Annotated in this window: 27 protein-coding genes; 8 read left to right on the forward strand and 19 right to left on the reverse strand. The window is 63.4% G+C overall.

The features are described from left to right. Nucleotides 1–9 precede the first annotated feature (9 nt). The 3 genes from N825_RS12440 to N825_RS12450 form a co-directional block, all read right to left on the reverse strand. Complete coding sequence (locus tag N825_RS12440) at nt 10–1,128, reverse strand: alkene reductase (RefSeq protein WP_037451919.1); 1,119 nt, start codon at nt 1,126–1,128, stop codon at nt 10–12. Between the two features lie 88 nt (nt 1,129–1,216). Next, a complete protein-coding gene (locus N825_RS12445; protein ID WP_037451922.1) occupies nt 1,217–1,798 on the reverse strand; it encodes a TetR/AcrR family transcriptional regulator in 582 nt (193 codons plus the stop codon). 178 nt (nt 1,799–1,976) lie between these two features. Then, a complete protein-coding gene (locus N825_RS12450; RefSeq protein ID WP_037452399.1) occupies nt 1,977–2,198 on the reverse strand; it encodes a hypothetical protein in 222 nt (73 codons plus the stop codon). A 313-nt stretch (nt 2,199–2,511) separates the two neighbouring features. Between N825_RS12450 and N825_RS12455 the strand changes: the two genes are divergently transcribed. Then, nucleotides 2,512–3,375 carry an amidohydrolase family protein gene (locus tag N825_RS12455; protein WP_037451925.1) on the forward strand — a complete coding sequence of 288 codons (864 nt, stop codon included), beginning with the start codon at nt 2,512–2,514 and terminating at the stop codon, nt 3,373–3,375. Here the strand turns inward: N825_RS12455 and era are convergent. The 8 genes from era to folK all read right to left on the reverse strand — a co-directional run bounded on the left by era (nt 3,363) and on the right by folK (nt 10,569). After that, nucleotides 3,363–4,355, reverse strand: coding sequence for a GTPase Era (gene era, locus N825_RS12460; RefSeq protein ID WP_084164683.1), 993 nt, complete (start codon nt 4,353–4,355; stop codon nt 3,363–3,365). The genes N825_RS12455 and era overlap by 13 nt on opposite strands. Further along, entirely contained in the window at nt 4,348–5,088 is a 741-nt protein-coding gene (gene rnc, locus N825_RS12465; RefSeq protein ID WP_037451927.1) for a ribonuclease III, read from the reverse strand. Before rnc ends, era begins: the two co-directional genes overlap by 8 nt. A gap of 13 nt (nt 5,089–5,101) precedes the next feature. Next, complete coding sequence (gene lepB / locus N825_RS12470) at nt 5,102–5,875, reverse strand: signal peptidase I (protein ID WP_051512217.1); 774 nt, start codon at nt 5,873–5,875, stop codon at nt 5,102–5,104. A gap of 37 nt (nt 5,876–5,912) precedes the next feature. Continuing rightward, on the reverse strand, nt 5,913–6,362 hold the full coding sequence (acpS, locus tag N825_RS12475) for a holo-ACP synthase (RefSeq protein WP_051512220.1): 450 nt from the start codon (nt 6,360–6,362) through the stop codon (nt 5,913–5,915). Further along, nucleotides 6,359–7,099, reverse strand: a complete 741-nt coding sequence (locus tag N825_RS12480) for a pyridoxine 5'-phosphate synthase (RefSeq protein WP_037451933.1) — start codon at nt 7,097–7,099, stop codon at nt 6,359–6,361. The genes acpS and N825_RS12480 overlap by 4 nt, the downstream gene beginning before the upstream one ends. Before the next feature lie 81 nt (nt 7,100–7,180). Beyond that, on the reverse strand, nt 7,181–9,349 hold the full coding sequence (locus tag N825_RS12485; RefSeq protein ID WP_037451936.1) for a RelA/SpoT family protein: 2,169 nt from the start codon (nt 9,347–9,349) through the stop codon (nt 7,181–7,183). 114 nt (nt 9,350–9,463) lie between these two features. After that, complete coding sequence (rpoZ, locus tag N825_RS12490) at nt 9,464–9,928, reverse strand: DNA-directed RNA polymerase subunit omega (RefSeq protein ID WP_037451938.1); 465 nt, start codon at nt 9,926–9,928, stop codon at nt 9,464–9,466. 122 nt (nt 9,929–10,050) lie between these two features. Beyond that, nucleotides 10,051–10,569: a 2-amino-4-hydroxy-6-hydroxymethyldihydropteridine diphosphokinase gene (gene folK, locus N825_RS12495; RefSeq protein WP_037451941.1), complete on the reverse strand. Its 519-nt coding sequence runs from the start codon at nt 10,567–10,569 to the stop codon at nt 10,051–10,053. Nucleotides 10,570–10,721: 152 nt separating this feature from the next. Between folK and N825_RS12500 the strand changes: the two genes are divergently transcribed. Beyond that, the gene (locus tag N825_RS12500; protein ID WP_051512223.1) at nt 10,722–11,306 is read left to right on the forward strand and encodes a LabA-like NYN domain-containing protein; all 585 of its coding nucleotides are present in this window, start codon (nt 10,722–10,724) and stop codon (nt 11,304–11,306) included. A 98-nt stretch (nt 11,307–11,404) separates the two neighbouring features. On the opposite strand, the gene N825_RS12505 is transcribed toward N825_RS12500, so the two are convergent. From N825_RS12505 to dapA, 3 genes are all read right to left on the reverse strand, one after another. Then, nucleotides 11,405–12,574, reverse strand: coding sequence for a zinc-dependent alcohol dehydrogenase (locus N825_RS12505; protein ID WP_037451943.1), 1,170 nt, complete (start codon nt 12,572–12,574; stop codon nt 11,405–11,407). Between the two features lie 84 nt (nt 12,575–12,658). Continuing rightward, a complete protein-coding gene (smpB, locus tag N825_RS12510; RefSeq protein ID WP_037451946.1) occupies nt 12,659–13,147 on the reverse strand; it encodes an SsrA-binding protein SmpB in 489 nt (162 codons plus the stop codon). 89 nt (nt 13,148–13,236) lie between these two features. Next, entirely contained in the window at nt 13,237–14,112 is an 876-nt protein-coding gene (gene dapA, locus N825_RS12515; RefSeq protein ID WP_037451949.1) for a 4-hydroxy-tetrahydrodipicolinate synthase, read from the reverse strand. A gap of 105 nt (nt 14,113–14,217) precedes the next feature. Between dapA and N825_RS40325 the strand changes: the two genes are divergently transcribed. From N825_RS40325 to N825_RS12540, 5 genes are all read left to right on the forward strand, one after another. Next, a complete protein-coding gene (locus tag N825_RS40325; RefSeq protein ID WP_245613101.1) occupies nt 14,218–16,143 on the forward strand; it encodes a lytic transglycosylase domain-containing protein in 1,926 nt (641 codons plus the stop codon). After that, nucleotides 16,140–16,841, forward strand: a complete 702-nt coding sequence (locus tag N825_RS12525; RefSeq protein ID WP_245613092.1) for a haloacid dehalogenase type II — start codon at nt 16,140–16,142, stop codon at nt 16,839–16,841. Before N825_RS40325 ends, N825_RS12525 begins: the two co-directional genes overlap by 4 nt. Nucleotides 16,842–16,865: 24 nt before the next feature. Next, the gene (locus tag N825_RS12530; RefSeq protein ID WP_037451955.1) at nt 16,866–17,894 is read left to right on the forward strand and encodes a threonine ammonia-lyase; all 1,029 of its coding nucleotides are present in this window, start codon (nt 16,866–16,868) and stop codon (nt 17,892–17,894) included. 219 nt (nt 17,895–18,113) lie between these two features. Continuing rightward, nucleotides 18,114–18,311 carry a hypothetical protein gene (locus tag N825_RS12535; RefSeq protein WP_037451958.1) on the forward strand — a complete coding sequence of 66 codons (198 nt, stop codon included), beginning with the start codon at nt 18,114–18,116 and terminating at the stop codon, nt 18,309–18,311. 82 nt (nt 18,312–18,393) lie between these two features. Next, a complete protein-coding gene (locus tag N825_RS12540; RefSeq protein ID WP_037451961.1) occupies nt 18,394–19,014 on the forward strand; it encodes a class I SAM-dependent methyltransferase in 621 nt (206 codons plus the stop codon). A 38-nt stretch (nt 19,015–19,052) separates the two neighbouring features. Here the strand turns inward: N825_RS12540 and N825_RS36475 are convergent, their stop codons facing one another. Next, the gene (locus N825_RS36475; RefSeq protein ID WP_084164685.1) at nt 19,053–20,444 is read right to left on the reverse strand and encodes a sensor histidine kinase; all 1,392 of its coding nucleotides are present in this window, start codon (nt 20,442–20,444) and stop codon (nt 19,053–19,055) included. A gap of 79 nt (nt 20,445–20,523) precedes the next feature. Next, entirely contained in the window at nt 20,524–21,465 is a 942-nt protein-coding gene (locus N825_RS12550) for an exopolyphosphatase (protein ID WP_037451963.1), read from the reverse strand. A gap of 195 nt (nt 21,466–21,660) precedes the next feature. Here N825_RS12550 and N825_RS12555 point away from each other — a divergent pair, with 195 nt between their 5' ends. Further along, nucleotides 21,661–22,533: a ChbG/HpnK family deacetylase gene (locus N825_RS12555; protein ID WP_245613093.1), complete on the forward strand. Its 873-nt coding sequence runs from the start codon at nt 21,661–21,663 to the stop codon at nt 22,531–22,533. Nucleotides 22,534–22,565: 32 nt separating this feature from the next. Here the strand turns inward: N825_RS12555 and N825_RS12560 are convergent, their stop codons facing one another. The 3 genes from N825_RS12560 to N825_RS12570 form a co-directional block, all read right to left on the reverse strand. Further along, entirely contained in the window at nt 22,566–24,185 is a 1,620-nt protein-coding gene (locus N825_RS12560; RefSeq protein ID WP_157619139.1) for a response regulator, read from the reverse strand. A 2-nt stretch (nt 24,186–24,187) separates the two neighbouring features. Continuing rightward, the gene (locus N825_RS12565; RefSeq protein WP_051512234.1) at nt 24,188–24,985 is read right to left on the reverse strand and encodes a response regulator; all 798 of its coding nucleotides are present in this window, start codon (nt 24,983–24,985) and stop codon (nt 24,188–24,190) included. Between the two features lie 163 nt (nt 24,986–25,148). Then, nucleotides 25,149–26,774: an AMP-binding protein gene (locus N825_RS12570; RefSeq protein ID WP_037451968.1), complete on the reverse strand. Its 1,626-nt coding sequence runs from the start codon at nt 26,772–26,774 to the stop codon at nt 25,149–25,151. Nucleotides 26,775–26,869 lie beyond the last annotated feature (95 nt).

The raw sequence follows: 26,869 nt of genomic DNA on the forward strand, positions 1-26,869 counted from the left end.
CACTCACCATCAATCCGCCGCGGCTTGACGATCCACGTCGCTAAGGAACGGATAGTCGGTGTAGCCCTCGGCCCCGCCACCATAGAAGGTGTCCTTGTTCGCCTCGGCCAGCGGCGCGTCGATGCGCAGGCGCTCGACGAGGTCGGGATTGGAGATGAATGGCCGGCCAAACGCCACCAGATCGGCGTCGCCATCCTGGCGCAGCTTGATCGCGGTTTCCCGGTCTATCAGGTTGTTGGCGATATAGAGGCCGTTGAACAGCCGACGCAGCTTATGATAGTCGACCGCCCCGGAAACCTCTCGGCTGGCACCGGTGGAGCCCTCGACCAGATGGATATAGGCCAAGCCGAAGCGATTCAGTTGCTCGACGGCGTGGGAGAAGACCGGCTCGGGATCGCTGTCCGCGATGTCGTTCGCCGGAGTGGTCGGTGACAGGCGGATGCCGACGCGATCGCCACCCCAGACGCCAACCACAGCCTCCGTCGCCTCTAGCATCAACCGGGCGCGGTTCTCGATCGAACCACCATAGGCGTCCGTCCGCTTGTTGGTCCCATCGCGTAGGAATTGGTCCAGCAGGTAGCCATTGGCGGCATGCACCTCGACACCGTCGAAGCCGGCGAGCTTGGCGTTCTCGGCCGCGGTCCGGTACTGCTCGATCACGCCGGGGATCTCGTCCAGCTCCAGGGCGCGGGGAGTGACGAACGGCACGAACCCGGCTTCGGTGAAAGCCTGCCCCTCCGGCTTGATGGCACTGGGAGCGACCGGGAGAGCGTTGTCTATCTGAAGCGACGGATGCGAGATGCGCCCGACATGCCAAAGCTGAAGAAAGATGCGGCCGCCTTTGGCGTGGACGGCGTCAGTTACCAGCTTCCAGCCGGCGACCTGCGCCTCGCTGTGGATGCCGGGCGTATACGCGTAGCCCTTGCCTTGGCGCGAGATCTGCGTCGCCTCGCTGATGATCAGGCCAGCGGTGGCGCGTTGGCCATAATACTCCGCGTGCATCGCATAAGGAGCGTCATCCTTGTTCGCCCGGCTGCGGGTCAGCGGCGCCATCACGATGCGGTTGGCCAAGGCATAGGGTCCCAGCTTGACCGGCTGGAACAGGTCGCTTTCAGGTTTGCTGGTCATGGTTATTCACTTTCCATTCAAGGTTCTGGACCATTTGGTCCAGAATAGGTGATACGGAACCGCGGATTTGCCGATCTAGTACGCATATCTAGTCGAGGGCGGTGAGGATGGTGGAGACGACGTCCTCCAACGACTTGGCGTCACGCCCGGCCTTCGCCATCACTTGGAGACCACACAAGCCATTCAGGAGGTATCGGGCCAGCATGCGCGCGTCCTGGCGGGACGATATCCCGCCTTCCGCCTGTCCTCGCGCGATCAGGCGATGGAACAACTCCTCCATCCGATCCATGTGCGCCGTGACGGCGCTTTCGATGACGGGATCGTGGGGCGCCAATTCGACGGCGCAATTGACGGTCAGGCAACCGCGCCGGTCGCCTTCCCCCGTAGGCCGATCGATGACTCCGCGGAGTTGGATCTCGATCAATCGCCGAGCACATCCGCCGGAGCACACCGACGCGTCAAGGCGGGCGACCTCGCGGTCGGCGTAGCGACGCAAGGCGGCCATGAAGGCGTCGTGCTTGTTACCGAAAAACTCGTAGAAGCTGCTCTTGCTCAAGCCCATGGCGTCGAGCAGGTCGGTCATGGACGTCGCCGCGTAGCCTTTGCTCCAGAACACGTGCAACGCACGGTCCAGCGCTTCATCGGCATTGAATTTACGCGGTCTACCCATGATCGGCGGTCAGCCCCTCGGTTCGGTCACACGAGATAGATGGGGCTTTCGGACCGGTCAGTCCACAAATATTCGAGGGTTGGAAAAGTTTTCCGCCTCATGTGGCGAAACCGGTGCCGATTGGCTGGCCGGCTTCGCCTCACTGGCGCCACGAACCTTGATCCAGCGGAAACTCCGATCAGGCCGCTTCGCTGACCGCCATGACTCCGCCCAGCACACCATAGCCGCGCCGATCGTCGCGCATGGTGGACAGGAGATCCAGAAGGCTCTCGCGGACGAACGGATCGGACTGGCCGGCGAGTTCCGCTTCCGTCACCTCGATGAAACGCTCGATCAGGCGGGCATGAACGCGGCTGGACTGAGCGATGCGGAGATCGGTGGAACGGCGAAAGTCGGACATGATCAGCTCTTTCCTGAGGGGTTTGTCGAGGTGGCGCCTGCTGCCCACAAGGCAATAGTGACTTCAGAATCTTAACGACAAGTAAATATCACCCCACAGCCGGTTTTGGTTTAGGGATTACCCCGAATTATACCAATTTTGCCAAGATCGATCCCAATAATTCTACCCACCTGGTTTTCGATCTTTGCCATTTCACTTGGCTATGGGATTACCACTTTCGATTATAAGGCTGGTTCGCTCCAGGCATCCGCTGGTGGCCTCGGCTGAATTCGTCTAGCATCAACGGACCTTTTCCCGGAGGCCTGGCCGCGTCATGGATGAACTCCCGATTATCGACAGCCACGTGCATCTCTATGATCCAGCCAAGCTGAGTTATCCCTGGATGGCGGCGGTGCCGGCCTTAAACAAGCCGCATCTGCCGGGCGATTTCGACCGAGCCCGCGGTTCGATCAAAGTCGCTGGGATGGTGTTCGTGGAGGTTGACGCTGCGGAGGGCGACCGCCTCGCCGAGGCCCACTGGGTCGGCGAACTGGCGACCCTGGATCCCCGCATCGGAGCCATCGTCGCCGCGGCGCCGGTCGAGTTGGGTGAAAGGATGGACTCACACCTGGACAAGCTGACGGAACTGCCGCTGGTGCGCGGCGTCAGGCGCTTGATCCAGGATGAGCCGGATCCGCGTTTCTGCGTCAGGCCCGACTTCATCGAGGGTGTGCGGCTGCTGGGCCGACGTGGTCTCAGCTTCGATATCTGCGTCTATCACCACCAGATGCCGGCTGCGGTCGAACTGGCGCGGAGCTGCCCGGATGTCGCCCTCGTGCTGGACCATGTCGGCAAGCCCGGTATCCGCGCCGGCCTGATCGATCAGTGGAAGGCTGATATCGGCGCCATGGCCGAGTTGCCGAACGTCTGGTGCAAGCTGTCGGGCATGGCGACCGAGGCCGACCACTCCCGATGGGGCCGCGACGACTTGCGGCCCTACATGGATCATGTCATCGAGAGCTTTGGCTTCGACCGACTCATGTTCGGCGGCGATTGGCCGGTCAGCACCCTGGCGACCGACTACGCCCGTTGGGTCGAAACGGTGCTGTGGGCGACCAAGACCTGTTCGGACACCGAGCGCCGGCGTCTGATGGGCGGAACGGCGGCGGCGTTCTACCGCCTGCCTCAGGCGTTGTAGTCCAGGTTCCACTCCCGGTACCGCTCGGGATCGTTGGTCCACTCCTCACGCACCTTGACGTGGAGGAACAGATGGACACGGCGCTCCAGCATCTCCTCGAGTTCGATCCGCGTCGTGGCGCCGATCTGCTTGATCCGCTGGCCGCCCTTGCCGAGCACGATCGCTTTCTGGCTGTCCCGCTCGATGAAGATGACCATGGAGATCTTGACGCTGCCGTCGTCGAACTCCTCCCAACCTTCCGGCTCCACCGTCGCCGAATAGGGCAGTTCCTGGTAAAGCTGGAGGAACAGCTTCTCTCGGACCAGTTCGGCCGCGAGCAGCCGCATGGGAATGTCGGACAGCTGATCGCCAGGGAAGTGCCAAGGCCCCTTCGGCATGCGCGACGCGATCAGCTTCCGCAGGTCGGCGACGCCGTCGCCGGTCTCCGCCGAGATCATGAAGACATCGCTGAAGATGCCCTCCGCGTTCAGATCGGCGGCCAATGCCAAAAGCTTGTCACGCTTGATCAGGTCGATCTTGTTGAGCGCCAGGATCGCCTGCCGGCCGGAGTCCCGCAGCGTCGTGATGATCGAACGGGTGTCGGCGTCGACCGATTTGCGGGCGGCGTCGACCAGCAGGACGACGAGATCGGCGTCGGTGGCACCCTGCCACGCGGCCGCGACCATCGCCCGCTCCAGCCGCTTCTTGGGCGCGAAGATGCCGGGAGTGTCGACGAAGATCACCTGGGCGTCGCCCTCGGTCGCGATGCCAAGGACGCGCGTGCGCGTGGTCTGGACACGGTGCGAGACGATCGACACCTTGGAGCCGATCATGGTGTTCAACAGCGTCGACTTGCCGGCGTTCGGCGCCCCCACCAGGGCCACGAAGCCGCAACTGGGGTGTTCGGGCACGTAAACCTCGGGTTCGCCCCCGGCGGGGGTCTCCGCAGCCAACGGGTCGGGAATCGGGCCAGGGATCGGTGTGGCGGTCTCGTCACTCATCTATCGGTGCTCCCACGCGGCGCAGCATTTCGGCCGCCGCGGCTTTCTCGGCGGCTCGCTTCGAACTGCCTTGGGCAAGGACCGGCTCATGGCCCTCCAAATGCACTCTGACTTCGAACCGCGGACTGTGATCAGGGCCGGTATGGCCCATGGTTTCGTAGATTGGCAAAGGCTTGCCCCGCCCTTGCGCCCATTCCTGGAGAGCGGTCTTGACGTCCTGCGGCGGCGACGCCGCGCGGTCGATCTGGCTGGTCCAGCGGGCGCGGATGAAGCGCTCGGCGGTGGGTAGGCCGCCATCCAGGTACAGCGCCCCGATCACCGCCTCGCAGCAGTCAGCCAGGATGGTGCCGTTCGTCCGTCCACCGGATCCGGCCTCGCCGGCGGAAAGCCGAAGATAACGGCCAAGGTCCAGGGTCGACGCCACGTCGCTCAACGTCTCCCAGCGCACCAGACTGGCGAGCCGGCGCGCCAGCGCGCCCTCGCGCTCGGCGGGGAAACGCTCCAGCAACCAGTTGGCGATCACCAGACCCAGCACCCGGTCGCCTAGGAACTCCAGGCGCTCATAGGCCAAGCCGGGAGTGGGCACCTTGCCCACCCGCTTGCCCGCACGCTCCATGCCACTGAGGCTGGGATGCGTGACCGCGTCGACCAGCAGTTCCGGCCGCTGGAACTCGTGCCCCAGGGACACGGCGAGTTCGGCGAGGTTCGCGTGATCGGAGTCGATCGCTGACATGCCCCCTCCCCGCTCAGTTCACGCCGTCGAAGATGCGGCCGAAGCGGACCGACCACGGCCACTTCCAGAACTCCCAGAAGCGGGCGCCCTCATCGAGCGAGAAGAACAGGAATTCGGCCCGGCCGACAAGGTTCTCCACCGGCACGAACCCGACCATCGAGCCGACCCGGCTGTCCAGGGAGTTGTCACGATTGTCGCCCATGCAGAAGAAATGGTTCTCGGGAACGACATAGACGGGAGTGTTGTCGAGCGAGGCGTTGTCGCTCTCCTCGATGATGCGATGCTGCCGGCCGTTGGGCAGTGTTTCGATGTACTGCGTCACCCGCATCTGCCGACCGAACTGGTCGGTCGTGACGAAATCGTCGGTCTTCTCGCGCTTTACCGCCTCACCGTTGATGTGGAGGATCCCGCCGATCATCTGAATGCGGTCACCGGGTAGACCGACGATACGCTTGATATAATCGGTCTTGTTGTCGCGCGGCAGCTTGAACACGGCGACATCGCCGCGCTCCGGTTTGGTGTAGAGCAGGCGGCCGTCGAACAAGTCGGCGCCGAAGGCGACCGTGTACTTGCTATAGCCATAGGAGAACTTGGAGACGAACAGATAGTCGCCCACCAGCAGCGTCGGAATCATGGAACCGGATGGGATGTTGAACGGCTCGTAGGCGAAGGTCCGGACGCCGAACGCGATCACGACGGCGTAGACGACCGTCTTGATGGTCTCGCCAATGCCGCCGCTCTTGTTCTTCTGCATCGAGTCTATCTGCTTTCTGGTCAGTTCTGTCATGACATGACGCCACCCGCGGGCGGCTGCTCCGTGGCGGTCAGGTTGGGGTGTCGGCGGAACCGGCGGCGGAGCCGTCCTGGGGCGCTCCGCCAGCCGGTACGGCCGATATGATGACGATGGCTTGCGCCAAAGGCACGTCGTCGGTCAAGGTCAGATGTATCACGGGTGTCATGCCGGGCGGGGTGATCTCGCCCAGCCGCTTGAGCGCGCCACCGGTCAGGGACATCGTCGGCTGACCGCCGGGCAGGTTGACCACCCCCATGTCGCGCCAATAGACGCCCCGGTTCAATCCGGTGCCCAGCGCCTTGGCGCAGGCCTCCTTGGCGGCGAACCGCTTGGCGTAGCTGGCCGCGCGCTGGTTGCGCCGATCGGACTTGCGGCGCTCCAGGTCGGTGAAGACGCGATCGAGGAAGCGGTCGCCATACCGTTCAAGGGTGCGCTCGATGCGCCGGATGTCGATCAGGTCATTGCCGATGCCGAGGATCATGCGGTCCGCCTCCCCTCGTCCATCAGGGCGCGCATGCGCTTGATGGAGGCGTCGAGCCCGCCGAAGATCGCCTCGCCGACCAGGAAGTGGCCGATGTTCAATTCAACGATCGTCGGGATCCGCGCGATGGCCCTGACCGTGTCGAAGTCGAGCCCATGGCCCGCGTGGCATTCCAGCCCGATCGCCTCCGCATGGGCGGCGGCGGTCGTGATCCGGTCGAGTTCGAGCGATCTCGCGCCGTCGGTTTCCGCGTCGCAATAGGCTCCCGTGTGGAGTTCGACCACCGGGGCGCCCACCGCGACGGCGGCATCCAACTGGACCGGATCGGGCGCGATGAACAGTGAGACGCGGATACCGGCGGCGCGCAGTTCCCCGATCATCGGCTCCAGAGCCGCCTTGTTCCCAACGACATCCAGACCGCCCTCGGTCGTCCGTTCGGCGCGCCGCTCCGGAACGATGCAGGCGGCGTGCGGCCGGTGCCCAAGCGCGATCCGAACCATCTCGTCGGTCGCCGCCATCTCCAGATTCAAAGGCAGCCTGATCTCCGCCATCAACCGATCGATGTCGCCATCGATGATATGGCGCCGGTCCTCGCGCAGGTGGGCGGTGATGCCGTCGGCTCCCGCCCGTTCCGCCGCCAATGCCGCCCTGACGGGGTCCGGGTGACGGCCGCCACGCGCGTTGCGCACGGTCGCCACGTGGTCGATGTTCACGCCAAGGCGCAGGTCGCGTTTCATCTCAGGGCTCCAAGTCGCGGCGGCGCGCGGTATCCAGGCCGAGGCGCCGCGCGCTCCATATGGAGCGTTGAACCTTTGGAGTCACCGTCCACGCGCGCGATCGACCGAATTGATCACGGGCGTGGCGCGAAGCGCCGCGATGATGTTCGTCAGATGCTTGACGTCCTTGACGTCGATATCGATCAGCATCTCGAAGAAATCGGTGTTGCGGCTGGTGATCTTGAGGTTCGTGATGTTGCCGCCGTTCTTGCCGATCACCGTGGAGAGCGTGCCGAGGCTGCCGGCCTCGTTGGCGATGATGACAGTGATGCGGCCGACATGATCCTCTGCGGCGTCGCCGCCGCTGTCCCATCCGACGTCGATCCAGCGTTCCGGCGTCTCGGTGAAGCTCTCCAGCGTCTCGCAATCGATCGTGTGGATGGTGACGCCCTTGCCGGTGGTGACGATGCCGACGATGCGATCGCCCGGCAGGGGATGGCAGCAACCGGCGTAATGGACCGCCATGCCCGGTATCAGGCCGCGGATCGGGAGCGGAACGTCCTTCTTGCCCTTCGCCTTGGCCGACCTGCTGATCGGGATGACCTTGTCTTCACGCTCCACGATCGCCTTGTGACCGGGAAAGACGGCGTTGAACACCTCCCGAGCCGACTGCATGCCGGCGCCGACACTGGCGAACAGGTCGTCGACCGACGCCGCCTGGAAGATCTTGATGACGCCATCCACAGCCTTGTCGGAGAACTCGTAGCTCTCCTGGCGGAACAGCTTCTGAAGCAGCGCCTTGCCGAGGTCGATGTATTGCGAGCGCTGCTGGGTCCGAATGAAGCGGCGGATGCGCGCCCGCGCCTTGCCGGTGACGACGAAACGTTCCCAGGTCGGCGACGGGGTCTGCGCCTTGGACGTGAAGATCTCGACCTGATCGCCATTCTGCAACTGGCTGCGCAGCGGCAGCATGCGGCCGTTGACCTTGGCGCCGACGCAGGTGTCGCCGATCTGGCTATGGACGGCATAGGCGAAGTCGACCGGCGTGGCGCCCCGCGGCAGCGCGATGAGGTCACCCTTGGGCGTGAAGCAGAACACCTGATCCTGGAACAGCTCCAGCTTGGTGTGCTCCAGGAACTCCTCCGGCTTCTGGGCGTGCTCCAGGATATCCAGAAGCTCACGCAGCCAGCGATACTGGCGGCCTTCGGTGCGCTGATGGTTCTGCTTGTACGCCCAATGGGCCGCGACACCCAGTTCCGCGACCTCGTGCATGTCGTTGGTGCGGATCTGCGCCTCGATCCTCTGCCGCTCCGGTCCGATGACCGAGGTGTGGATGCTGCGATAGCCGTTCGGCTTGGGCGTCGAGATGTAATCCTTGAACCGGCCCGGCACGACGGGATAGCGGGCGTGGATCACGCCCAGGGCCTGGTAGCATTGCTCGATCGAATCGACCATGACGCGGAACGCCATGATGTCCGAGAGCTGCTCGAACGCCACGTTCTTGCGCTGCATCTTGCGCCAGATCGAATAGGCGGTCTTCTCGCGTCCGGTGACCGTCGCGTTCGGCAAACCGTACTCCGCCAGGGTATGGCGAAGCTCCTCCAGGACGCGACCGACCAGTCCACCCTCCGCCGTGCGGAGAAAGGACAGCCGGGCGAGGATGCTGTCGCGCGCGTCCGGGTTCAGCTCGGCGAACGAGAGGTCCTCCAGCTCGTCCTTCATCTTGTGGATGCCGATGCGCTCGGCGAGCGGCGCGTAGATCTCCAGCGTCTCGCGCGCGATGCGCTTGCGCTTCTCCGGATCCTTCAGATACGCCAGGGTCCGCATGTTGTGGACGCGGTCGGCCAGCTTGACCAGCAGGACGCGGATGTCCTCCGACATGGCGAGCACCAGCTTGCGGAAGTTCTCCGCCTGCTTGGCTTGGTCGGTCTGTGTCTCGATATTCTGAAGCTCGATGCGCGACAGCTTGGTCACGCCGTCCACCAGCTTGGCGATGTCCGGGCCGAACAGCCGCTGGACATCCTCCAGCGTCGCCACCGTATCCTCGACCGTGTCGTGCAGCAGAGCCGTCACGATCGAGGCGGTATCCAGCTTCATCTGCGTGAGGATGCCGGCGACCTCAAGCGGATGCGAGAAGTAGGGGTCCCCATTCGCGCGCGTCTGAGAGCCATGAGCGCGCATGGAAAAGACGTACGCGCGGTTGAGGGCATCCTCATCCGCGTTGGGATCATACGCCTTGACGCGTTCGACAAGCTCGTACTGCCGGATCATCGGCCCTCACCCGCGGCGAACAGCGGTGTCATTCGTCGGATCTCGCACACTCGAACGGCAATCCTCCACCACCCCAGCCCGCCATGAGGCCACCGATCCCGAAGGAGGTTGTACCTATTCGTAGGCCTTGCCCACGTCATCGACGTCGCGATCGACCAACTGGCCCTCCTCGCTGTCGACATCGATGCCAGGCTCCTCCTCGATGTCGGACAGGACGTCATCGCCCTCCTCCACATCCCCGTCGGCACCCAGCTCGTCGCCGGCCATGTCGTCATCGACGCCGGTCATCTGCTGGGCCCAGGCTTGCTCGCCCGCCATCAGCTCGACGATGTCGTCCTCCGGCTCATCCGCCTCGACCACCTTCTGGTGACCGCGGATCAGCGCATTGCGCAGGTCGTCGAGACCGATCGTCTCGTCGGCGATCTCACGGAGCGCCACGACGGGGTTCTTGTCGTTGTCGCGGTCGATCGACAGGGAGGCGCCGGTGGCGACGTCCCGAGCCCGTTGGGCGGCCATCATCACCAGCTCGAAACGATTTGGAATCTTGAGGACGCAATCTTCAACGGTTACGCGTGCCATTACGGGCAAACTCCAACTATATGCCAAGCTTTTCTATATACGGATTGCATTCAAGCGAAGCAAGGGCGACGGCGCCCTCCGACACGGCGGGCCGAGCTCACCGACGCTTACCAAAGGAGTCGTCAGGGCCGCGGTTCCGCCCGTTGGTCGGCCGGCAGCCCGTCGATCAAGTCGGCGATGGCCTCCCCGGTTTGGGGATGGCGCCAGTTGGGCGCGATATCGGCCAGCGGCAGCAGCACGAACGCCCGTTCGCGCATCCGGGGATGCGGCAAGATCGGCCCGGTTCCGTCGTCGGCGTTCCGCCCGTCGGTCACCAGATCCCCGTAGGCGATCAGGTCGAGGTCCAGCAACCGGGCCTCGTTCCTGATTTTCCGGGTGCGCCCGAACTCCGCCTCGATCTCGTGAAGTATCGAGAGCAGGTCGGCCGGTGGCAGATCGGTGCCAACGGCAACCACACCGTTAACAAACCAAGGTTGATCGGATACTGGGACCGGAGCCGTCCGAAACCAGCGCGAGCGGCTGGTGACTGAGATTCCACGATCCTCCAAAGCCCTCAGCGCGGCTTCGCATATGTCTTTCGGCGAGCCAAGCACATCACTGGAAAGGTTTGATCCTAATGCGATGAAAATCACTTTCGTCATCACCTGAAGGGAACCTCTTGTCTGCTTGGAAGCATTGCCCTATCTCTACATCGTGTCCAGTGCGGCATTAAAGACCCTCCTGCATAGCGGACCGGAGCGGAAAAAGAAATCGACCGGGTAGTGACAACCATTATAGTCCAAAAGGTACTAAGATGATTTTCTATCAAGAAGAACGTATCGCAATGTTCATTGACGGCGCGAATTTGTACGCGGCGGCGAGAGCGCTGGGCTTCGATATCGATTATAAGCGCTTGCTTGACCTGTTCGCATCCAAAGGTCGCCTTGTTCGTGCCTTTTACTATACAGCCCTAGTCGAGGACCAGGAGTACTCCCCGATTAGACCGCTCGTGGATTGGCTTGATTACAATGGTTATACCATGGTGACGAAGCCGACCAAGGAATTCACCGACGCGTCCGGTCGCCGGAAGATCAAGGGAAACATGGACATAGAGTTGGCCATCGACGTGATGGAAATGGCCGAACATGTCGATCATATCCTGCTTTTCTCCGGCGATGGCGATTTCCGCAGGCTTGTCGATGCCGTGCAGCGCAAGGGTGTCCGCGTTTCGGTGATCAGCACGGTCCGCAGCCAGCCGCCGATGGTGGCGGATGAGTTGCGGCGCCAAGCGGATAATTTCATCGAACTTCAGGATTTGTCGCCATCGATCGCCCGTGTGCACCAGCACCGCGACCCGCCGGGTGGCGATCCCCACGGCAATCTGTACGAAAACGCCTGAGCCCGACGGTAAAGCTCGACTCGGTCCCGCGGATATGAGAACACCGGACGGTTGGCCCGTCCGGTGTTTTATTTTGTGCTGTCGAACAGCCACTCGGACTATGGCTTGAGGACGACCTTGATGCAGTTGTCCTTCTTGTCCCGGAATGTGCGATAGCCATCCGGCGCCTTGTCCAGCGGCACCTTGTGGGTGATCACGAAGCTGGGATCCAGATCGCCGTCCTCGATGTGCCTCATCAGGCGTGGCAGATATTTGTGAACGTGTGTCTGCCCCATCTTGAACTTCAGCCCCTTGTTGAAGGCCGCACCCATCGGGATCTTATCCACCACGCCACCATAGACGCCGGCCAAGGAAACCGTACCTCCCTTCCGGCAAGCCAGAATGGCTTGGCGCAGTGCATGCGCCCGATCCGTCGTCATGAACGCCGCGAACTTCACCCTGTCATAGACGGCATCCACGCTGCCTCCGCCATGGGCTTCCATGCCGACCGCGTCGATGCAGCCGTCTGGGCCGCGACCGCCGGTCAATTCCATCAGGCGGTCGTGGACATCCTCCTCATCGAAATTGATCGTTATCGCGCCACCATCCCGCGCCATCGCCAAGCGCTCGGAGATACGGTCGATCGCGATCACTTGTTCGGCGCCCAACATGAAGGCGCTGCGGATCGCGAACTGGGCGACCGGTCCGCAGCCCCAGACTGCGACGACGTCGCCCGGTTCGATGTCGGCATTCTCCGCCGCCATGTACCCAGTTGGGAAGATGTCCGTCAGGAACAGCACCTGATCGTCGGTCAAGCCGTTCGGAACCTTGTAGGGCCCGATGTCGGCGTAGGGAACGCGGACGTATTCTGCTTGTCCACCGGCGTAGCCGCCGAACAGATGGGTATAGCCGAACAAACCCGAGGGTGACTGTCCCATCACCTTGGACGTCATCTCCGCGTTGGGATTTGAGTTATCGCACAGCGAATACAAGTCATGATCACAGAAATAACAATGACCGCAAGCGATCGTGAAGGGGATGACGACCCGATCGCCGACCTTGAGGTTACCGGTTTCCGTGCCAACCTCGACCACCTCACCCATGAACTCGTGACCCAGGATGTCTCCCGACTTCAAGGAGGGAATATAGCCGTTATACAGATGGAGATCCGATCCGCAGATCGCGGTCGACGTCACCTTGATCACCGCGTCGCGCGGATTAACGATTTTCGGATCAGGGACCGTGTCGATCCGAACATCTTCCTTGCCGTGCCAAACCAGCGCGCGCATGTCGCCTCCTTCAGTCTTTCCGTTGGAGGCTCCAACCGCGCCGGGCGGGCATGGTTCCGTTCGATCTCGCGGCTTGACCGCTGCTCAGTCGACGTCCTTGCCCTTGCCGCGCATGACACGCGCCTTGTCTCGCTGCCAATCCCGCTCCTTCTCAGAAGCGCGCTTGTCGACCTTCTTCTTGCCGCGCGCGATCCCCAACTCGACCTTGGCGATGCCCCGCGCGTTGAAATAGATCGACAGGGGGACGATGGTCACGCCATCGCGCTTCATCGCCCCCATCATCTTGTTCATCTCGCGCTTGTGCACCAGCAGCTTGCGCGGCCGCTTCGGCTCATGCTGGAAATACTGGCCAGCCAGCTGATATTCCGGAATGTAGGAATTGACCAGATAAAGTCCGCCGTTCTGCGCACCGGCATAGGACTCGCCAATGCTCGCTTTGCCGGAGCGCAGCGACTTGACCTCGGTGCCCAACAGCGCGATCCCAGCCTCGAGCGTGTCGTCGATGAAGTAATCGAACCGGGCGCGGCGATTTTGAGCCACCATGCGGCTCGTTACAGGCCCCGGCTGAGCCATGGGGTATCCTCTACTTTCTTCTTATTCCGTCGCCAGCTCGGCTTGGCGGACCACTCCCGAGGGAGCGATCCGCCGAACCAAGTAGGGTATCAGTTCAGCACGCCGGCCTTGACCATCGCCTCGCGCACCGCCGTCTTCGTGGCGTCGGTCACCGGCACCACCGGCAACCGAACCTCCTCGGAGCACAGGCCCAGCAGACTGGCGGCGTATTTGACCGGCGAGGGGCTGGTTTCCAGGAAGATCGCGTGGTGCAGCGGCATCAGCTGGTCGCGCAGCCGCTCGACCGTCGGCCAATCCTTGGCCTGCCAAGCCGCGTGCAGTTGGCTGCACTGGGCCGGCGCCACATTGGCGGTGACGGAGATGCAACCATGACCACCCTGCGCCAGATATCCCACGACGGTGGCGTCCTCGCCGCTCAGCTGGCAGAATTCGGGACCGATCTCGACGCGCGTTCTTAACGGTCTGGTCAAATCGGCTGTGGCATCCTTGACGCCGACGATATTGGGCAGCTTCGCCAGACGCGCCATTGTGGCGACCGTCATGTCGACCACGCTCCGACCCGGTATGTTGTAAATGATGATCGGAATTTCGACAGCGTCATGGATCGCCTTGTAATGCTGATACAGACCTTCCTGCGTGGGCTTGTTGTAATAGGGCGTGACGCTGAGCACGGCATCCGCGCCCGCCTTCTTGGCGTGGCGGGTGAATTCGATCGCCTCGGCGGTCGAATTGGAGCCGGCGCCGGCGATGACCGGAACGCGCCCAGCCGCCGCCTCGATGCAGAGATCGACGACGCGCCGGTGCTCCTCGTGGCTCAGGGTCGGCGATTCGCCGGTCGTGCCGACCGGAACGAGCCCGTGGGTGCCTTGGACGATCTGCCAATCAACGAAGGATTGGAAGGCTTTCTCGTCGACTTTGCCGTTCTTGAAAGGCGTCAAGAGCGCGACGATGGAACCTGTGAACATGCCAACCTCCGTACCGGCACAACGATTGAGGCAGGCACATTAGCCGCAGCGGGCTGGTACGGCAAGTGCGCCCGCCATCTGCGTACGATGGTATTGTGCGCCTTGGTGGCTGGCGCCGGGCTGTCCGGCGCCGCGGCGGCGGAGTTGGACGAACGCGATCTCCAGCTCTATCGGGCCGCCTTCAAGGCCGCCGAGGCGGGACGCTGGGACGAGGCCGGAGCCGTGGCGTCGCAGGCGCGAGAACGACTGCCGGCCAAGGTGATCCAGTGGCTCGATATGGCGCGTCCGGAGACCACCGCCGGTTTCGAGACCATCGCCGCGTTCATCCGGCAGAACCCCGAATGGCCAAACCTGAACACGCTCCGCCGCAACGCCGAAGTGGCGATGCCGGTCTGGATGCCCGCCTCCGAGGTCAAGACGTGGTTCGAGGCATATCCGCCGCTGACCGGCGGCGGGGCGGCGCGCTACGCGACCGTCCTGCTGAACGACGGCAATACGGCCCGCGCGGCGGACCTGGTCCGCGAGCGCTGGATCGCCGGTGGAATGGGCGTCACCGAGGAACTGGACTTCCGCGCCCGCTTCGGCGACCTGCTCCGCCAGCGCGACCATCTCGCCCGGTTCGACCGGCTGGTATGGGACGGCGAGGAGGGTGCCGCCCGCCGCATGTACCCCGTCGTCGGATCCGGCCACCAAGCCTTGGCGGAGGCCCGGTTCCATATGGCGGGCATGAGGAAGGGGAACATCGACGCCATCCTGAACAAGGTTCCGCCCAGCCTGCGGGCCGATCCTGGATTGCTCTACGAGCGCGCCCGCTGGCGCCGTCGCAAGGACATGGATGCCGGCGCGCTCGAGATCGTGATGAACAAGCCGGCCGACATGGGACGCCCAGCCGCGTGGTGGGCCGAAATGCACATCCTGGCACGCCGCGCCATCGAGCGGGGCGCCTATGCCGAGGCCTACCGGATCGCGGCCGATCACGCGCAGAAGGACGGCCTGCCGATGGCCCAGGCCGAATTCCTGGCGGGCTGGCTAGCGCTCCGCTTCACCAATCAGCCGCGCGAGGCCTTGAAGCATTTCGAACGGCTCTACTCCGGTGTCAGCGCTCCGATCAGCCAGTCGCGCGGCGCCTATTGGGCGGGGCGCGCGGCCGAAGCCCTCAATCGGCAGGATGACGCCCGCAAATGGTATGGCGTCGCGGCCCGGCACGGCACCACCTTCTACGGACAACTGGCCCAGCAGCGCTCGCGCGACCCACGTGCCGTCACCCTCTCGGCGGAAACCCGCCCCTCGGCCGAGGCGGTCGCAGCCTTTGGCCGGAAAGAACTGCCCAGGCTGACGCGGATGCTCAACCAGATCGATCCGGTGGCCGACCGTGAGGGCATCTTCGTCCGCAGGATGGCTGCAAATGCCAAGCTCGCGGAGGAGTTCGTCCTGATCGCCGGCCTCGCCCGCGAAATGGGGCGGGCGGACTTGGCGGTCTCCGTCGCCAAACAGGCGGTACAGGATGACGTGATACTGACGGACTCGGGCTATCCCGTGGTGGGCATGCCGGAATTGGGGTGGCTGGAGCCGGCGCTCGTCCACTCCCTGATCCGGCAGGAGAGCACGTTCAATCAAAACGCCGTCAGCCCCGCCGGGGCTCGTGGCCTGATGCAATTGATGCCAGCCACCGCCAAGCAGGTGGCGGACCAGCTTGGCATGCGCCACACCAACAGCCGCCTGACGGCGGACCCGGAGTACAACATCGCGCTCGGCAGCGCCTACATGAGGGAACTGCTCGACCGTTTCAACGGCTCGTACGTCCTGGCGATCGCCGGCTATAACGCGGGCCCCGGCCGCGTCCGCGAATGGCTTCAAACCAATGGCGATCCACGGTCGGAGGGTGTGGACGTGGTGGACTGGATCGAGTTGATTCCGATCTACGAGACGCGCAACTATGTCCAGAGGGTGATGGAGGCGGTCCACGTCTACCGCGCCCGCATGAACGGTGGAAACGCCAGACTGCTCCTGGAGGAGGATCTGAAACGGTGACGGCCAACCCAATTCGGGAAAGGCTTTCGGGCATCGGGGCATGTGTCTTCGACGCCTATGGCACGCTGCTGGACGTCCGGTCGGCGACCGGCCGACTGGCCGCCGAGCTGGGCGGCAAGGCGGAGCTCGTGGGTGGGCTGTGGCGGACCAAGCAGCTCGAATACACGTGGCTGCTGAGCCTGATGGGCCATAGGCGTGATTTCTGGCAGGTCACGCGCGACGCCTTGGACCACGCTTTCGGTGTCGCGGGACTGGACGACGACGCGCTGAAGGAGAAGCTGATGCGGCGCTACTTGTCGCTGGACGCCTATCCCGATGTGGCGCCGGTGCTGGCGGAACTCCGCTCCAGGGGACTGACGACGGCCATCCTCTCCAACGGCACGCCGGATATGCTGGCGTCCGGGGTGGAAAGCGCCGGTATCGCGGGATACCTGGACGCGGTGCTGTCGGTCGAGGAGGTCGGCGTTTACAAACCGCACCGATCGGTCTATCAGCTCGCTTGCGATCGCTTCGGCCTGGATCGTGGGCAAATCTGCTTCGTGTCGTCGAACGGCTGGGATGTCGCCGGAGCCGCCAGCTTCGGCTTCCAAACCGTGTGGTTGAACCGCTTCGATGCCGAGCGGGAACGGCTTCCCGGCACTCCGGCGCTGGTCCTGGGTGGTTTGGCCGATCTGTCCGGCTCGATCGATCGCGGTTAGGTTCCCGCTTGCCAGGATAGCCGCATGCCCGCCTCCTCCCCATCCTCGCACAGTCCCACCCTTCCCGGCCTCAGCCCGCCGACCCACGCCGATGTCATCGCGGCCGCCGGGCGCCTGAAAGGCCATGCCGTCGTCACGCCGCTTCTGGAATCGCCGCTTCTGAACGACCAACTCGGTGGCAGGCTTCTGGTGAAGGCGGAAGTCCTACAACGGACCGGTAGCTTCAAGTTCCGAGGCGCGTTCAACCGCATCAGCCAGATCCCCGAGGTGGAGCGTGCCAACGGCGTCGTCGCCTTCTCATCGGGAAATCACGCCCAGGGCGTCGCGGCCGCGGCTCGGATGCTGGGTATCAAAGCGACCATCGTGATGCCGTCGGACGCGCCGGCGATCAAGATCGCCAACACCCGCGCCTGGGGCGCCGAAGTCGTGCTCTACGATCGCTGGACGGAGGATCGGGAAGCCATAGGCGCTCGGATCTCCAGCGAAACCGGCGCCACCCTGGTTCGTCCCTATGACGATCCGCATGTCATGGCGGGCCAGGGCACCATCGGCCTCGAACTCGCCGATCAGGCCGACGCGGCGGGAGCGACGCTCGACGCGGTGCTGGCGCCCTGTGGTGGTGGCGGCATGATCAGCGGTATCGCGCTGGCCCTCTCGGGCCGCCTGCCGGAAACCAAGATCTTCGCGGTCGAGCCGGAGGGTTTCGACGACACGCGGCGGTCACTGGTGGCAGGCCAGCGCTTGGCGAACACGCCGGGAGCGTCGTCCTTCTGCGATGCCTTGTTGGCCGCGACTCCCGGCATCCTGACCTTCGCGGTCAATGGCGAGCACCTCGCCGGCGGCTTCGCCGTGAGTGACGCCGAGGTTGGTCGCGCCATGGCGGTGGCCAGGGATCACTTCAAGCTTGTGGTCGAGCCGGGTGGTGCCGTCGCCCTGGCCGCCGTGATCGCCGGCAAGGTCGCGATCGAGGGGCGGACGCTCGCGGTGGTCTGCTCCGGCGGCAATGTCGATCCGGCCGTTTATCAGCGGGCGCTGTCCGAATTCGGAATATAATGTATTTTAAATAAATACCTAGTTCGGGATGTTCCTGACTATTTCCAGCTTGCCGCCTCCATCCGGTGACGCCGATGGATGATCGCGGCGGACACTACGCCTTCCGGATGGCTAAACCGTCATTGCATCGGCGAACAGACCTAATCGCGCTGCCCTATTCGCACCGCGACGGCCATTATCCCGCCTCATGCAAAAGCTTTCCGGCAGGCGATTCACGTAATGGACGACTCCACGAGCCTCAACGTCAGCCCCTATCTGCTGCGGCCGCTGCGGAAGATCGAGGAAGTCATGGCGTTGCGCGAGGAGCGGCAGCGCCTCAAGGCGTCACGCATCCATTCCACCATCCCCGGTGATCGACGCTATGCAGTGATCCTGGGTGGCAAATATGGAGGCCTGACTTCAAAGCCCTCGTATTAAAAGGTTCATTTGCCAACACTGGCTTCCTCGGAGTATCCGCACCGCATCCACTGAGTTAATCTCCAGCGAAGGGTGATGTGCGGTGAGTTACCAAACGTACGAACGGATCGCCCCCCTCTACGACGTGCTGGACAAAGCCTACGAGGTCTCCTGGAAGAAGCGATTACGCGCCGATGTGTTTCGCGGGGCCGGTGGAGTGATACTCGACGCCGGTTGCGGCACCGGCTGCAATATTCCCTTCTATCCGCGGGACGCCAGGGTGGTGGGTGTCGATAACAGCCCTGGGATGCTGGTGCGGGCTCGGAAGCGGGCCCTCAAGGAGGAGGTCCGGGCCGACTTCCTGGAGATGGATCTGACACGGACCCATTTTCCCGACAACCATTTCGACGCCATCGCGGCCACCTTCGTGTTCTGCGTCCTGCCGGAGGAGTTGCAGCTTCCGGTGCTGCGGGAGATGCGGCGAGTCTGCAAACCCGACGGCACGATCCGGATCCTCGACTACACACTGTCGAAGAAAGCTCCCGTCCGCATGATGATGCGGGTGGTCTCGCCTTGGCTGAACTTCGCCTTCGCCGCGCGATACACGGCCCGGTATGAAACGTATCTTCCCGAAGCCGGGCTGATCACGGTTCAGAACAGGTTCGTAATGGGCGATGTCGTTAAATTGCTTGAGCTGAAGCCTGACGCCAAGACGGTCGCATAGCCGGGACGATCGAGAGGGACGGTGCGGCGGCGAACCGGTCAGCTGGCTGAAAGCGTTGGCTGGCTCGCCTGCCGGAAGATCCTGGCGGCCGGCAGATGGACGGTGACCCGCGTGCCGACACCCGGGGTGCTATCGATCAGCAGCCGGCCGCCATGGAGTTTGACCAGAGAGTTGGTGATCGGCAGCCCCAGACCGGTGCCCTCGTATTTGCGGTTCAGGTCCGACTCGATCTGGGTGAAGGGTTCGAGCGCGACGCGGACTTCCGCTTCGGTCATGCCGATCCCGGTATCGAGCACCGCGATGTCCAACCCACCGTCGGACGCGGAGCCGGCCGAGATCGTGACCGAGCCACCGCGCGCGGTGAACTTGACCGCGTTGGAAACCAAGTTGAGCAGAACCTGCTTCAGTTTCATCGCGTCGGCCAGCACGTGCGGCAAATTCTCCTCGATCTCCTGCCTGATCCTCACGTCGGCGTTCTCCGCCCGTCCAATCATGACGCGGACGGAGGCGCCGATGATCACATGCAAGTCGGTGATGTCCTCGTACAGTTCCATCTTGCCATCCTCGGCCTTGGCGTAATCGAGGATGTCGTTGATGACGGTCAGCAGGTGGCGGCCGCCGTCACGAATGTCCCTAGCGTACTCGGTATAGAGCGGCTGTCCGGTTGGCCCAAATGACTCGTCCGCGATGATCTCGGAAAAACCGATGATCGCGTTCAGCGGCGTGCGAAGCTCATGGCTCATGTTTGCGACGAACTGGCTCCTGGTTCGGTTGGCCAGTTCAGCCTGTTCCTTCGCGTCGCGCAGGGCCGCTTCGGTCCGCCGGTGGGCGGAGATGTCGCGGGCGATGAGCAGGACCTCGGCACCGGATGACGTGGGCATCGGCACACCGCTGATCTCGACGCAGAGCGAGCTTCCGTCGAGCCTCGCCACCCAGATCTCGCTGGGCGGAAACGCCTCGCCAGCGGCCAGCGCCCGTTCCAGCCGGGCGCGGATCTCCGCAGACGTGACTCCATCCACCATGTCCAGCACCGGACGGGCCAGCAGGATATCCGCCGACGACGCGGCGAGCATCCTGAGGCCTCCGGCGTTGACATAGTCGAGCAGGCCGTCGCGGCTGATCATCAGCATTTCCGGGATGGACGAGACGATGGCTTGAAGGCGCCGGCCGGACGCGGTCTCGCCGTCCGCCGCCCGATCCGGCACCGGATCACGTCGTCGGCCAAGCCGTTGGCGAAGTTTCAAGTTGGCCACGCCTCCCAGCGCGATGATCACGACCAGGATGACGACCAGCGACGCCCAGGCCGACGAATCCATGCCAATGATGGACAGACCGAGCGTCGTCAGGACCGAGGCGGCGGCCACGGATGTGATCAGGAGCGCCGTACGCCGAACGGTGCCATCAGGGGGACCGGACAGTACCGTCTCCATCGAAAATGCCGCCTCTCCACATTCAGGCCGCGACCCGGACACTATGCGGGTGACTGGTTGACGATTCGCTAAATGAACATTAACTGGTTTGAATTGGCGTGGATATCCTCGCGATCAATTCAGCCTTCACCGCCTCCGCGCGGTCGTTGTCCACCTGGCAAGTGCCGGCCGCCGCATGGCCTCCGCCGCCATATTCCAACATGAGCGGCCCGACCATGATTGGCGAGCCGCGGTCGAGGATGGATTTTCCGACGGAAAAGACCGTGTTCTGCTGCTTCAAGCCCCAAAGGACGTGCATCGACACCCGGCACCGGGGGTACAGCGCGTAGACCATGAACCGGTTACCGGCGTGAATCGTCTCCTCGCCGCGCAGGTCCAGCACGATCAAGTCATCATGAACGGCCGCGATGCGGCCAACCTGCTGGCGAAACAACTCCTCCTGGGCGAAGTAGAGTTCGACCCGTTCGGTGACGTCCGGCAAAGCCAGGATGCCAGCGATGTCATGGTCCCTACACCGCTCGATCAATTCCATCATCAACTGATAATTGGAGATCCGGAAATCCCGGAAGCGGCCGAGTCCCGTTCTTGGATCCATCAGGAAGTTGAGAAGCGTCCAGCCAACTGGATTCAGTATGTCATCGATTCCATAATCCGCCGAGTCGGCTTGGTCGACCGCCGCCATCATGTCCGAGGATATGCGGACGAACCGATCGGCTCCCCCATAATGGTCGAAGACCACCCGCGCGGCGGATGGGGCCTTGGGGTCGATGACATGATTGTCGCGCGCCCCGACCCGCATGGTCTCGCTCAGGTGATGATCGAAGGCGAGGTGGACACCGTCGACATAGGGCAGGTTTGTCGTGATGTCATTTGGCCCCAACGCCACCGCGCCGTCCTGCATGTCCTTGGGATGGACGAACTTGATATCGTCGATCATATCGAGTTCGCGCAGGAGGACGGCGCACACCAACCCGTCGAAGTCGCTTCTCGTCACCAACCGGAACTTGCGCCCATCCATCATGCCCTCGCCAGCGGCTCTATCGTTGGAGGTATGACTTATGGGCTAGGAAAACGCCTGGGGTCAAGGGCGTGGGAACGGCGCGACATCCGCGCTCCCGTCCGCCGAGCGCCTCACCCGGGCGTTTGCATTCGTCTAGCGGCTTTGGTTCTATCACCCGCCCGCCACTCCCGATCATCAACTCGCCGGATAGCCATCGTGACCGCCACCAGCCCCGCCCCGCCAAAGCCGTTCGTGCTATGCGCCGACGATTACGCGCTCTCACCGGGCGTCAGTTCGGCGATCCGCGACCTGATCGACCGCGACAGGCTTTCGGCCACCAGTTGCATGACGCTGACACCGTTCTGGCGCGACCACGCGACTTGGCTGACGCCCTATGCGGACAAGGCGGATCTGGGACTTCATGTGACCCTCACCGACCATCCGCCGTTGGGAGGGATGCCTCGCACCGCGCCGGGCGGCAGGCTGCCTCCTCTCAACACGTTGATGCGGCTGGCCCTCACCCGGCAACTCGATGCCGCGGAGATCGATGCCGAGGTGAACCGCCAGATCGACGCCTTCGAATCCGCCTTGGGTCGAACGCCCGCTTTCATCGATGGACACCAGCACGTCCATCAGCTTCCGATCGTGCGATCGGCGGTGATTCGCGCTATCGAAACACGACTCAAAGGCTCTCCGACATATTTAAGATTGTGCCATGATGAGATAACTAAAATCTCAACGCGAGGCATCGCGATCCCCAAAACGATTCTTATATCAATATTGTCAGGAGGCTTGCGTAAACTTGCGCGACGACATACGATCGTCACCAATAGAGGCTTTCGAGGCGTCTACGATTTTTCGGATCGTATTCCGTTCGGAACCCTGATGGATAGGTTCGTCGAGGATCTGCCTGATACCAGGGTTGGCACGGGTCTCATCATGTGTCACCCCGGCATTCCGGACGAGGCACTGAGGGCGGTCGATCCGGTGGTCGATCAACGCCGTGTCGAGTATGACTGGTTGGGCGGCCATGGTTTGCCAGCCTTGTTGGCGAAGCGGAACCTGCGGCTCAGCAAACTGATGGCGTGATCGGCACCCACAACCATCATTGGCATTGGCTTTTAGTTATATTGGCTGTGATGCAGCGTCCAAACGTGGCTTTGCAGCGCCGTGCGGACACGCCGGAATTCTTCCTGGATCTGAAGTAAACGCTGGTTGCCTTCCTCTTTGAAGCCGCGCGTCGGCATGTCGCGACATCGTGACAGAAGCTTCACCAGTCTGATGGCTCCGATATGGGTGGAGCTACTCCCGAGTGAATCGGCGTGCTCACGAAAGCTGAGCACATCACCTTCGTTCAGCGCCTTTACCATCGCGTCGATCAATTCGGCTCCATCCGTCAGGAAAACGGAAATGACGTCTTCCAGGAAGCCATTGTCCGGATCCAGCGACTCCAGCGCGTCGAGTGCGTCCTCGTCTATGCTCGGCTCCGCGACGGCGGAAAATCGGGGGTGTGAAGAGATCGACGCGATGACGCCGGTCTCCAGGGCTTGCCGAGCGCTCAACGAGGCCGCTCCCAGTCTGTCCACCGCCTCGAGCAGACGGAACTCCTCGACTGGTGCCGGTAACACCTCGTTCATTCCCGCCGAGATACAGCGTTTCCGAACCGGTTCGGTCAATCCCGGCACGATTCCGACGATCGGCAGATTGGCATCCTCCGACCGCATGAATCGGTACATTCGTACGATATCCAAGGCGTTTGGTTCGCGCAGGTGCACATCGAGCAGCATGACATCCATACCGCCCTTGTGCAGCAGGTCCAGGGCCGTGTCTCCATTCTCGGCGATCATCAGCGTGTGTCCCGCCCGCTCCAGCACGCGCCGCAAGCTGCGGATGCCATATCGGCTATTCTCCGCCAGCAATATGCGGAAGCTCCGGCGGGGAGCGCGGGTGGTCCTGCCAAAACCCGAAGCCTCCATGAAGGCCGCCACCGCGGGGAGCAGCAGCAGCCCGCTGCCGACTCCGACGATCAGCAAAGGGAAATCGGCCAAGGCTCCCGTGAGGACGCTGACGATGGCCAAGCCGGCGGTCCCGGCGGCGGACGCCGCGATCAAGCCATTCCGGCCATCGGTCATGCCGCACGCGAGTGCCATTCCCAGATAGCAAAAACTCCAAACCTGCATCGCCGGACCGCCGACGCAGAGAACCGCCGTGACGCAGACCAGATCGGCCGCCATCGACCAGAGCCGTCTCTTCCGGCAAGGCCGGCGCCGCCAAAGCAGGTCGAGGAGGATCATCCAAGCCCCCAATGCCCCGGCTTGAAGGATCACCATGACCATCTCCGCGCGCTCCATTCCGGGGACGTGCGGCGAACCGGGGGCTTGGAACACCAGCGTCACACCAGCGACATAGAGCATCATCGCGGTGAGGCCGAGGATCCTCAGGTTGGCCTGGACCACCTCGTCGGCGCATCGGAACACGATCTCCCGCCAAGCGGCGGGGAGATCCCTCCGCCATGCGAACCAAGACAAGGCGAACGGGCCGGCAGCCATCATGGACACGGCCGATGCCGGCATGATCATGCCGCCATCGCCCACCATGACGTGAACCGCCAGCGCGATGAACAAGCCCAAAGCCGCCGCCACCACGGAAAGGATCAGGCCACGCACCCGACCCGGCGCGGCAGCGGGTAGCTCGATCTCCCCATCCGGATCGATGGTCAGGTCCGGAAGCTGTCCGGTCATGCTCACTCTCCGTCTCGCGCCCTGGCACGGGCCGTCACATCCATCGATACGGTGACGATCCGCACGATGGTCCCGGCGCGATCGCGGACTGGCGTCTTGAGCGTCACCAAGGTGCGGCACACGCCATCGGGCATTTCGACCTCTTCCTCGAACGGTGTCATCGGTTCTCCCCGGGCGGCGACGCGGCGGTCCAACGCCATCGCGCGGGTTCCCCCATCCCGAGGCAGAAGATCGGCCGGCGACCGGCCGACCGCCCGTTCGGCGCTGACGCCCAATGCGGCGGCATATGTGCGATTGACATACTGGTACCGTCCATCCGGCCCGGTAGCGGACACCATGGCTGGCACTGTGTCCAGCACTTCGACAAGGTCGCGGCAACGAGCCACGGTTGCCCTGACACCCTGACCACGGAGTAGCAGATGTTGACGACGAAGTGTGAGAAGCGTCCTCACCCGCGCGCGAAATTCCAGAGGATCAACCGGACCGAGCAGGAAATCGTCCGCACCCGCCTCCAAGGCCTGCCGCCGGAGGCGCGCGTCGTCGAAGGCCGTCACCACGACGACCGGCACGTGGGTCCGGTCGGGCTGGGCCCGAAACCGCTTGATGAATGCGGCACCGTCCAGGACCGGCATCTTGAAGTCGGTGATGCAGAGGTCGGGACAGTTGGAGGCGGTCCAGTCCAGCGCCTCCACAGGGTCGGCGAAGGCGTGGACGATGATATCAGCGGCCAGCGATCCGGCCAGCTTTGAAAGTATCTTCAAATTGATGCGGCGATCGTCCACGACGACGACGATGGGCATAGGTGCGCGATGGGCTCGGGACGACTCATGAAAACACGGGACGGCGCCGTATCCGCCTAGGCCGTATGCACCTAGACGGCGGCATCGCTCAGCATGCACCCTACGCAATCATTCTTGACGGGAAGTTACCGGCGTCAGGACACATAATGATAATCAAACCCAGCTAGAAACCGGGTGTTCTGGCGGCGGCGCGGGCCAGCTCCATGTCACGAAGCTTGAATCTTTGGATTTTCCCGGTTTCGGTGCGTGGCAGGGATGCCATGAACTCAACTTCGCGGGGATATTTATAGGGCGCGATGCGCTTCTTGACAAAAGCTTGGAGTTCGGAGGCCAACTCCGGACCCTCGCGGGCAGGTTCCCGGATCACGACGAAGGCCTTCGGAATCGTCCCCCGCCGCTCGTCGGGTGCGGCGACGACCGCGCATTCCCTCACGGAACCATGCTCCAGCAGGACTTCCTCGATCTCGATGCCCGAGATGTTGTAGCCGGAGGAAACGATCATGTCGTCGGTGCGGCCTTGGTACCAGAAATAACCGTCCTCATCGACCAGGAAGGCGTCCCCGGTCAGGTTCCAGCCATCCCGCACGTAGACGGCCTGTCGCGGATCGTCCAAGTACCGGCACCCCACCGGTCCCCTGACCGCGAGACGCCCGACCTGCCCCGCCGGCAGCGGTCTGAACGCGTCGTCCACGACCATCGCCTGATACCCCTCCAACGGCTTGCCGGTGGCGCCGGGCCTCAGCGCCTCCGGTGGATTGGCGATGAAGGTGTGGAGCATCTCGGTCGAGCCGATGGTGTCGATGATCGGCAATCCCGTCGCCGACATCCAGTCCTCCATGGTTCGGCTGGGAAGCGTCTCCGCCGCGGAGACACAGGCGCGGAGCGCTGGAAAGGGCCGATCCCGGGCCAGTTCGGCCATGGCGCGGTAGCCGGTGGGAACCGAGAAGCAGAGCGAGACGCGGTGATCGTGGATCGCGTCCAGCAGCGCCTCGGGAGTTGCCGCCTCCACCAGCACGCTGGCGGCGCCGAGACGCAGGGGAAACAGCATGGCCGCCCCAAGACCATAGGTGAACGCCAGCGATGACCCGGCACAGAAGACGTCATCCGGTCCGGCGCCAAGCGTCTGGCGCGGCAGGCCTTCCGTGACCGCCAGAAGGTCGCGGTGAAAATGGACCGCCGCCTTGGGAAGGCCTGTGGTGCCGGAGGTGAAGGCGATCAGGCAGATGTCGGCGGCGTCGGTCGCACGGGCGGCGAAGTCCGCAGACTTCTCCACCATCCGTCCCGCGAGGTCGCCGAATGGCAGGATGACCGGACCGGTATCGTCCTCGACGCCGACGGCTACAAGTTCCTCCAGATACCGGTCGTCGCACAGCGCCAACTGGACCTGGACCTTGGCGCAGATCAGTCGCAGTTCCCGGGACCGCAGCAAAGGCATGGTTGGAACGACGATGCCCCCCGCCTTCGCCACGGCCAGCCAGCAGGCCACCAGCATCGGCGAGTTCGGGGATCGCAGCAGCACCCGGTTGCCGGGGACGAGGCCGAAATCCTCGGTGAGCACACGGGCCACGCGGTCGATGTCGGCGGCCAGTTGGCCATAGCTGATCACGCGTCCGGAGGCGGCCTCGATCAGGCAAGGCCGCGCGCCACGTCCCGCCTGGACATGACGGTCGACCAGTTCGACGGCCACGTTCAGGTCGCCCTCGAACCGATACCGCGGAACATCGAATAGAAGCTTCGGCAGAAGGTCGCCGTCCGGCAGCCTGTCACGGGCGAAGGTGTCCCATGGCATGGCTCCATCATGAACTTGATCAGGGAGGCGACCATCGCCGATGAGGATCGAGAGGGACATGATTGGTAGTACCATGCCGGATGGCTGGACGACAA

It is taken from the genome of Skermanella stibiiresistens SB22, from assembly GCF_000576635.1.
Lineage (GTDB): Bacteria > Pseudomonadota > Alphaproteobacteria > Azospirillales > Azospirillaceae > Skermanella > Skermanella stibiiresistens.

Coding starts and splice junctions, on each gene's coding strand:
- smpB (WP_037451946.1), bottom strand. CDS start 13,147: ATGGCTCAGCCGGGGCCTGTAACGAGCCGCATGGTGGCTCAAAATCGC.
- rnc (WP_037451927.1), bottom strand. CDS start 5,088: ATGTCAGCGATCGACTCCGATCACGCGAACCTCGCCGAACTCGCCGTG.
- N825_RS12450 (WP_037452399.1), bottom strand. CDS start 2,198: ATGTCCGACTTTCGCCGTTCCACCGATCTCCGCATCGCTCAGTCCAGC.
- N825_RS12535 (WP_037451958.1), top strand. CDS start 18,114: ATGGACGACTCCACGAGCCTCAACGTCAGCCCCTATCTGCTGCGGCCG.
- N825_RS12500 (WP_051512223.1), top strand. CDS start 10,722: ATGATTTTCTATCAAGAAGAACGTATCGCAATGTTCATTGACGGCGCG.
- lepB (WP_051512217.1), bottom strand. CDS start 5,875: ATGACAGAACTGACCAGAAAGCAGATAGACTCGATGCAGAAGAACAAG.
- N825_RS12485 (WP_037451936.1), bottom strand. CDS start 9,349: ATGATCCGGCAGTACGAGCTTGTCGAACGCGTCAAGGCGTATGATCCC.
- acpS (WP_051512220.1), bottom strand. CDS start 6,362: ATGATCCTCGGCATCGGCAATGACCTGATCGACATCCGGCGCATCGAG.
- N825_RS12440 (WP_037451919.1), bottom strand. CDS start 1,128: ATGACCAGCAAACCTGAAAGCGACCTGTTCCAGCCGGTCAAGCTGGGA.
- N825_RS12560 (WP_157619139.1), bottom strand. CDS start 24,185: ATGACCGGACAGCTTCCGGACCTGACCATCGATCCGGATGGGGAGATC.
- N825_RS12565 (WP_051512234.1), bottom strand. CDS start 24,985: ATGCCCATCGTCGTCGTCGTGGACGATCGCCGCATCAATTTGAAGATA.
- folK (WP_037451941.1), bottom strand. CDS start 10,569: ATGACGAAAGTGATTTTCATCGCATTAGGATCAAACCTTTCCAGTGAT.
- N825_RS12445 (WP_037451922.1), bottom strand. CDS start 1,798: ATGGGTAGACCGCGTAAATTCAATGCCGATGAAGCGCTGGACCGTGCG.
- N825_RS12570 (WP_037451968.1), bottom strand. CDS start 26,774: ATGCCATGGGACACCTTCGCCCGTGACAGGCTGCCGGACGGCGACCTT.
- rpoZ (WP_037451938.1), bottom strand. CDS start 9,928: ATGGCACGCGTAACCGTTGAAGATTGCGTCCTCAAGATTCCAAATCGT.
- N825_RS12480 (WP_037451933.1), bottom strand. CDS start 7,099: ATGAAACGCGACCTGCGCCTTGGCGTGAACATCGACCACGTGGCGACC.
- N825_RS36475 (WP_084164685.1), bottom strand. CDS start 20,444: ATGGAGACGGTACTGTCCGGTCCCCCTGATGGCACCGTTCGGCGTACG.
- N825_RS12455 (WP_037451925.1), top strand. CDS start 2,512: ATGGATGAACTCCCGATTATCGACAGCCACGTGCATCTCTATGATCCA.
- dapA (WP_037451949.1), bottom strand. CDS start 14,112: ATGTTCACAGGTTCCATCGTCGCGCTCTTGACGCCTTTCAAGAACGGC.
- N825_RS12505 (WP_037451943.1), bottom strand. CDS start 12,574: ATGCGCGCGCTGGTTTGGCACGGCAAGGAAGATGTTCGGATCGACACG.
- N825_RS12530 (WP_037451955.1), top strand. CDS start 16,866: ATGCCCGCCTCCTCCCCATCCTCGCACAGTCCCACCCTTCCCGGCCTC.
- era (WP_084164683.1), bottom strand. CDS start 4,355: ATGAGTGACGAGACCGCCACACCGATCCCTGGCCCGATTCCCGACCCG.
- N825_RS12550 (WP_037451963.1), bottom strand. CDS start 21,465: ATGATGGATGGGCGCAAGTTCCGGTTGGTGACGAGAAGCGACTTCGAC.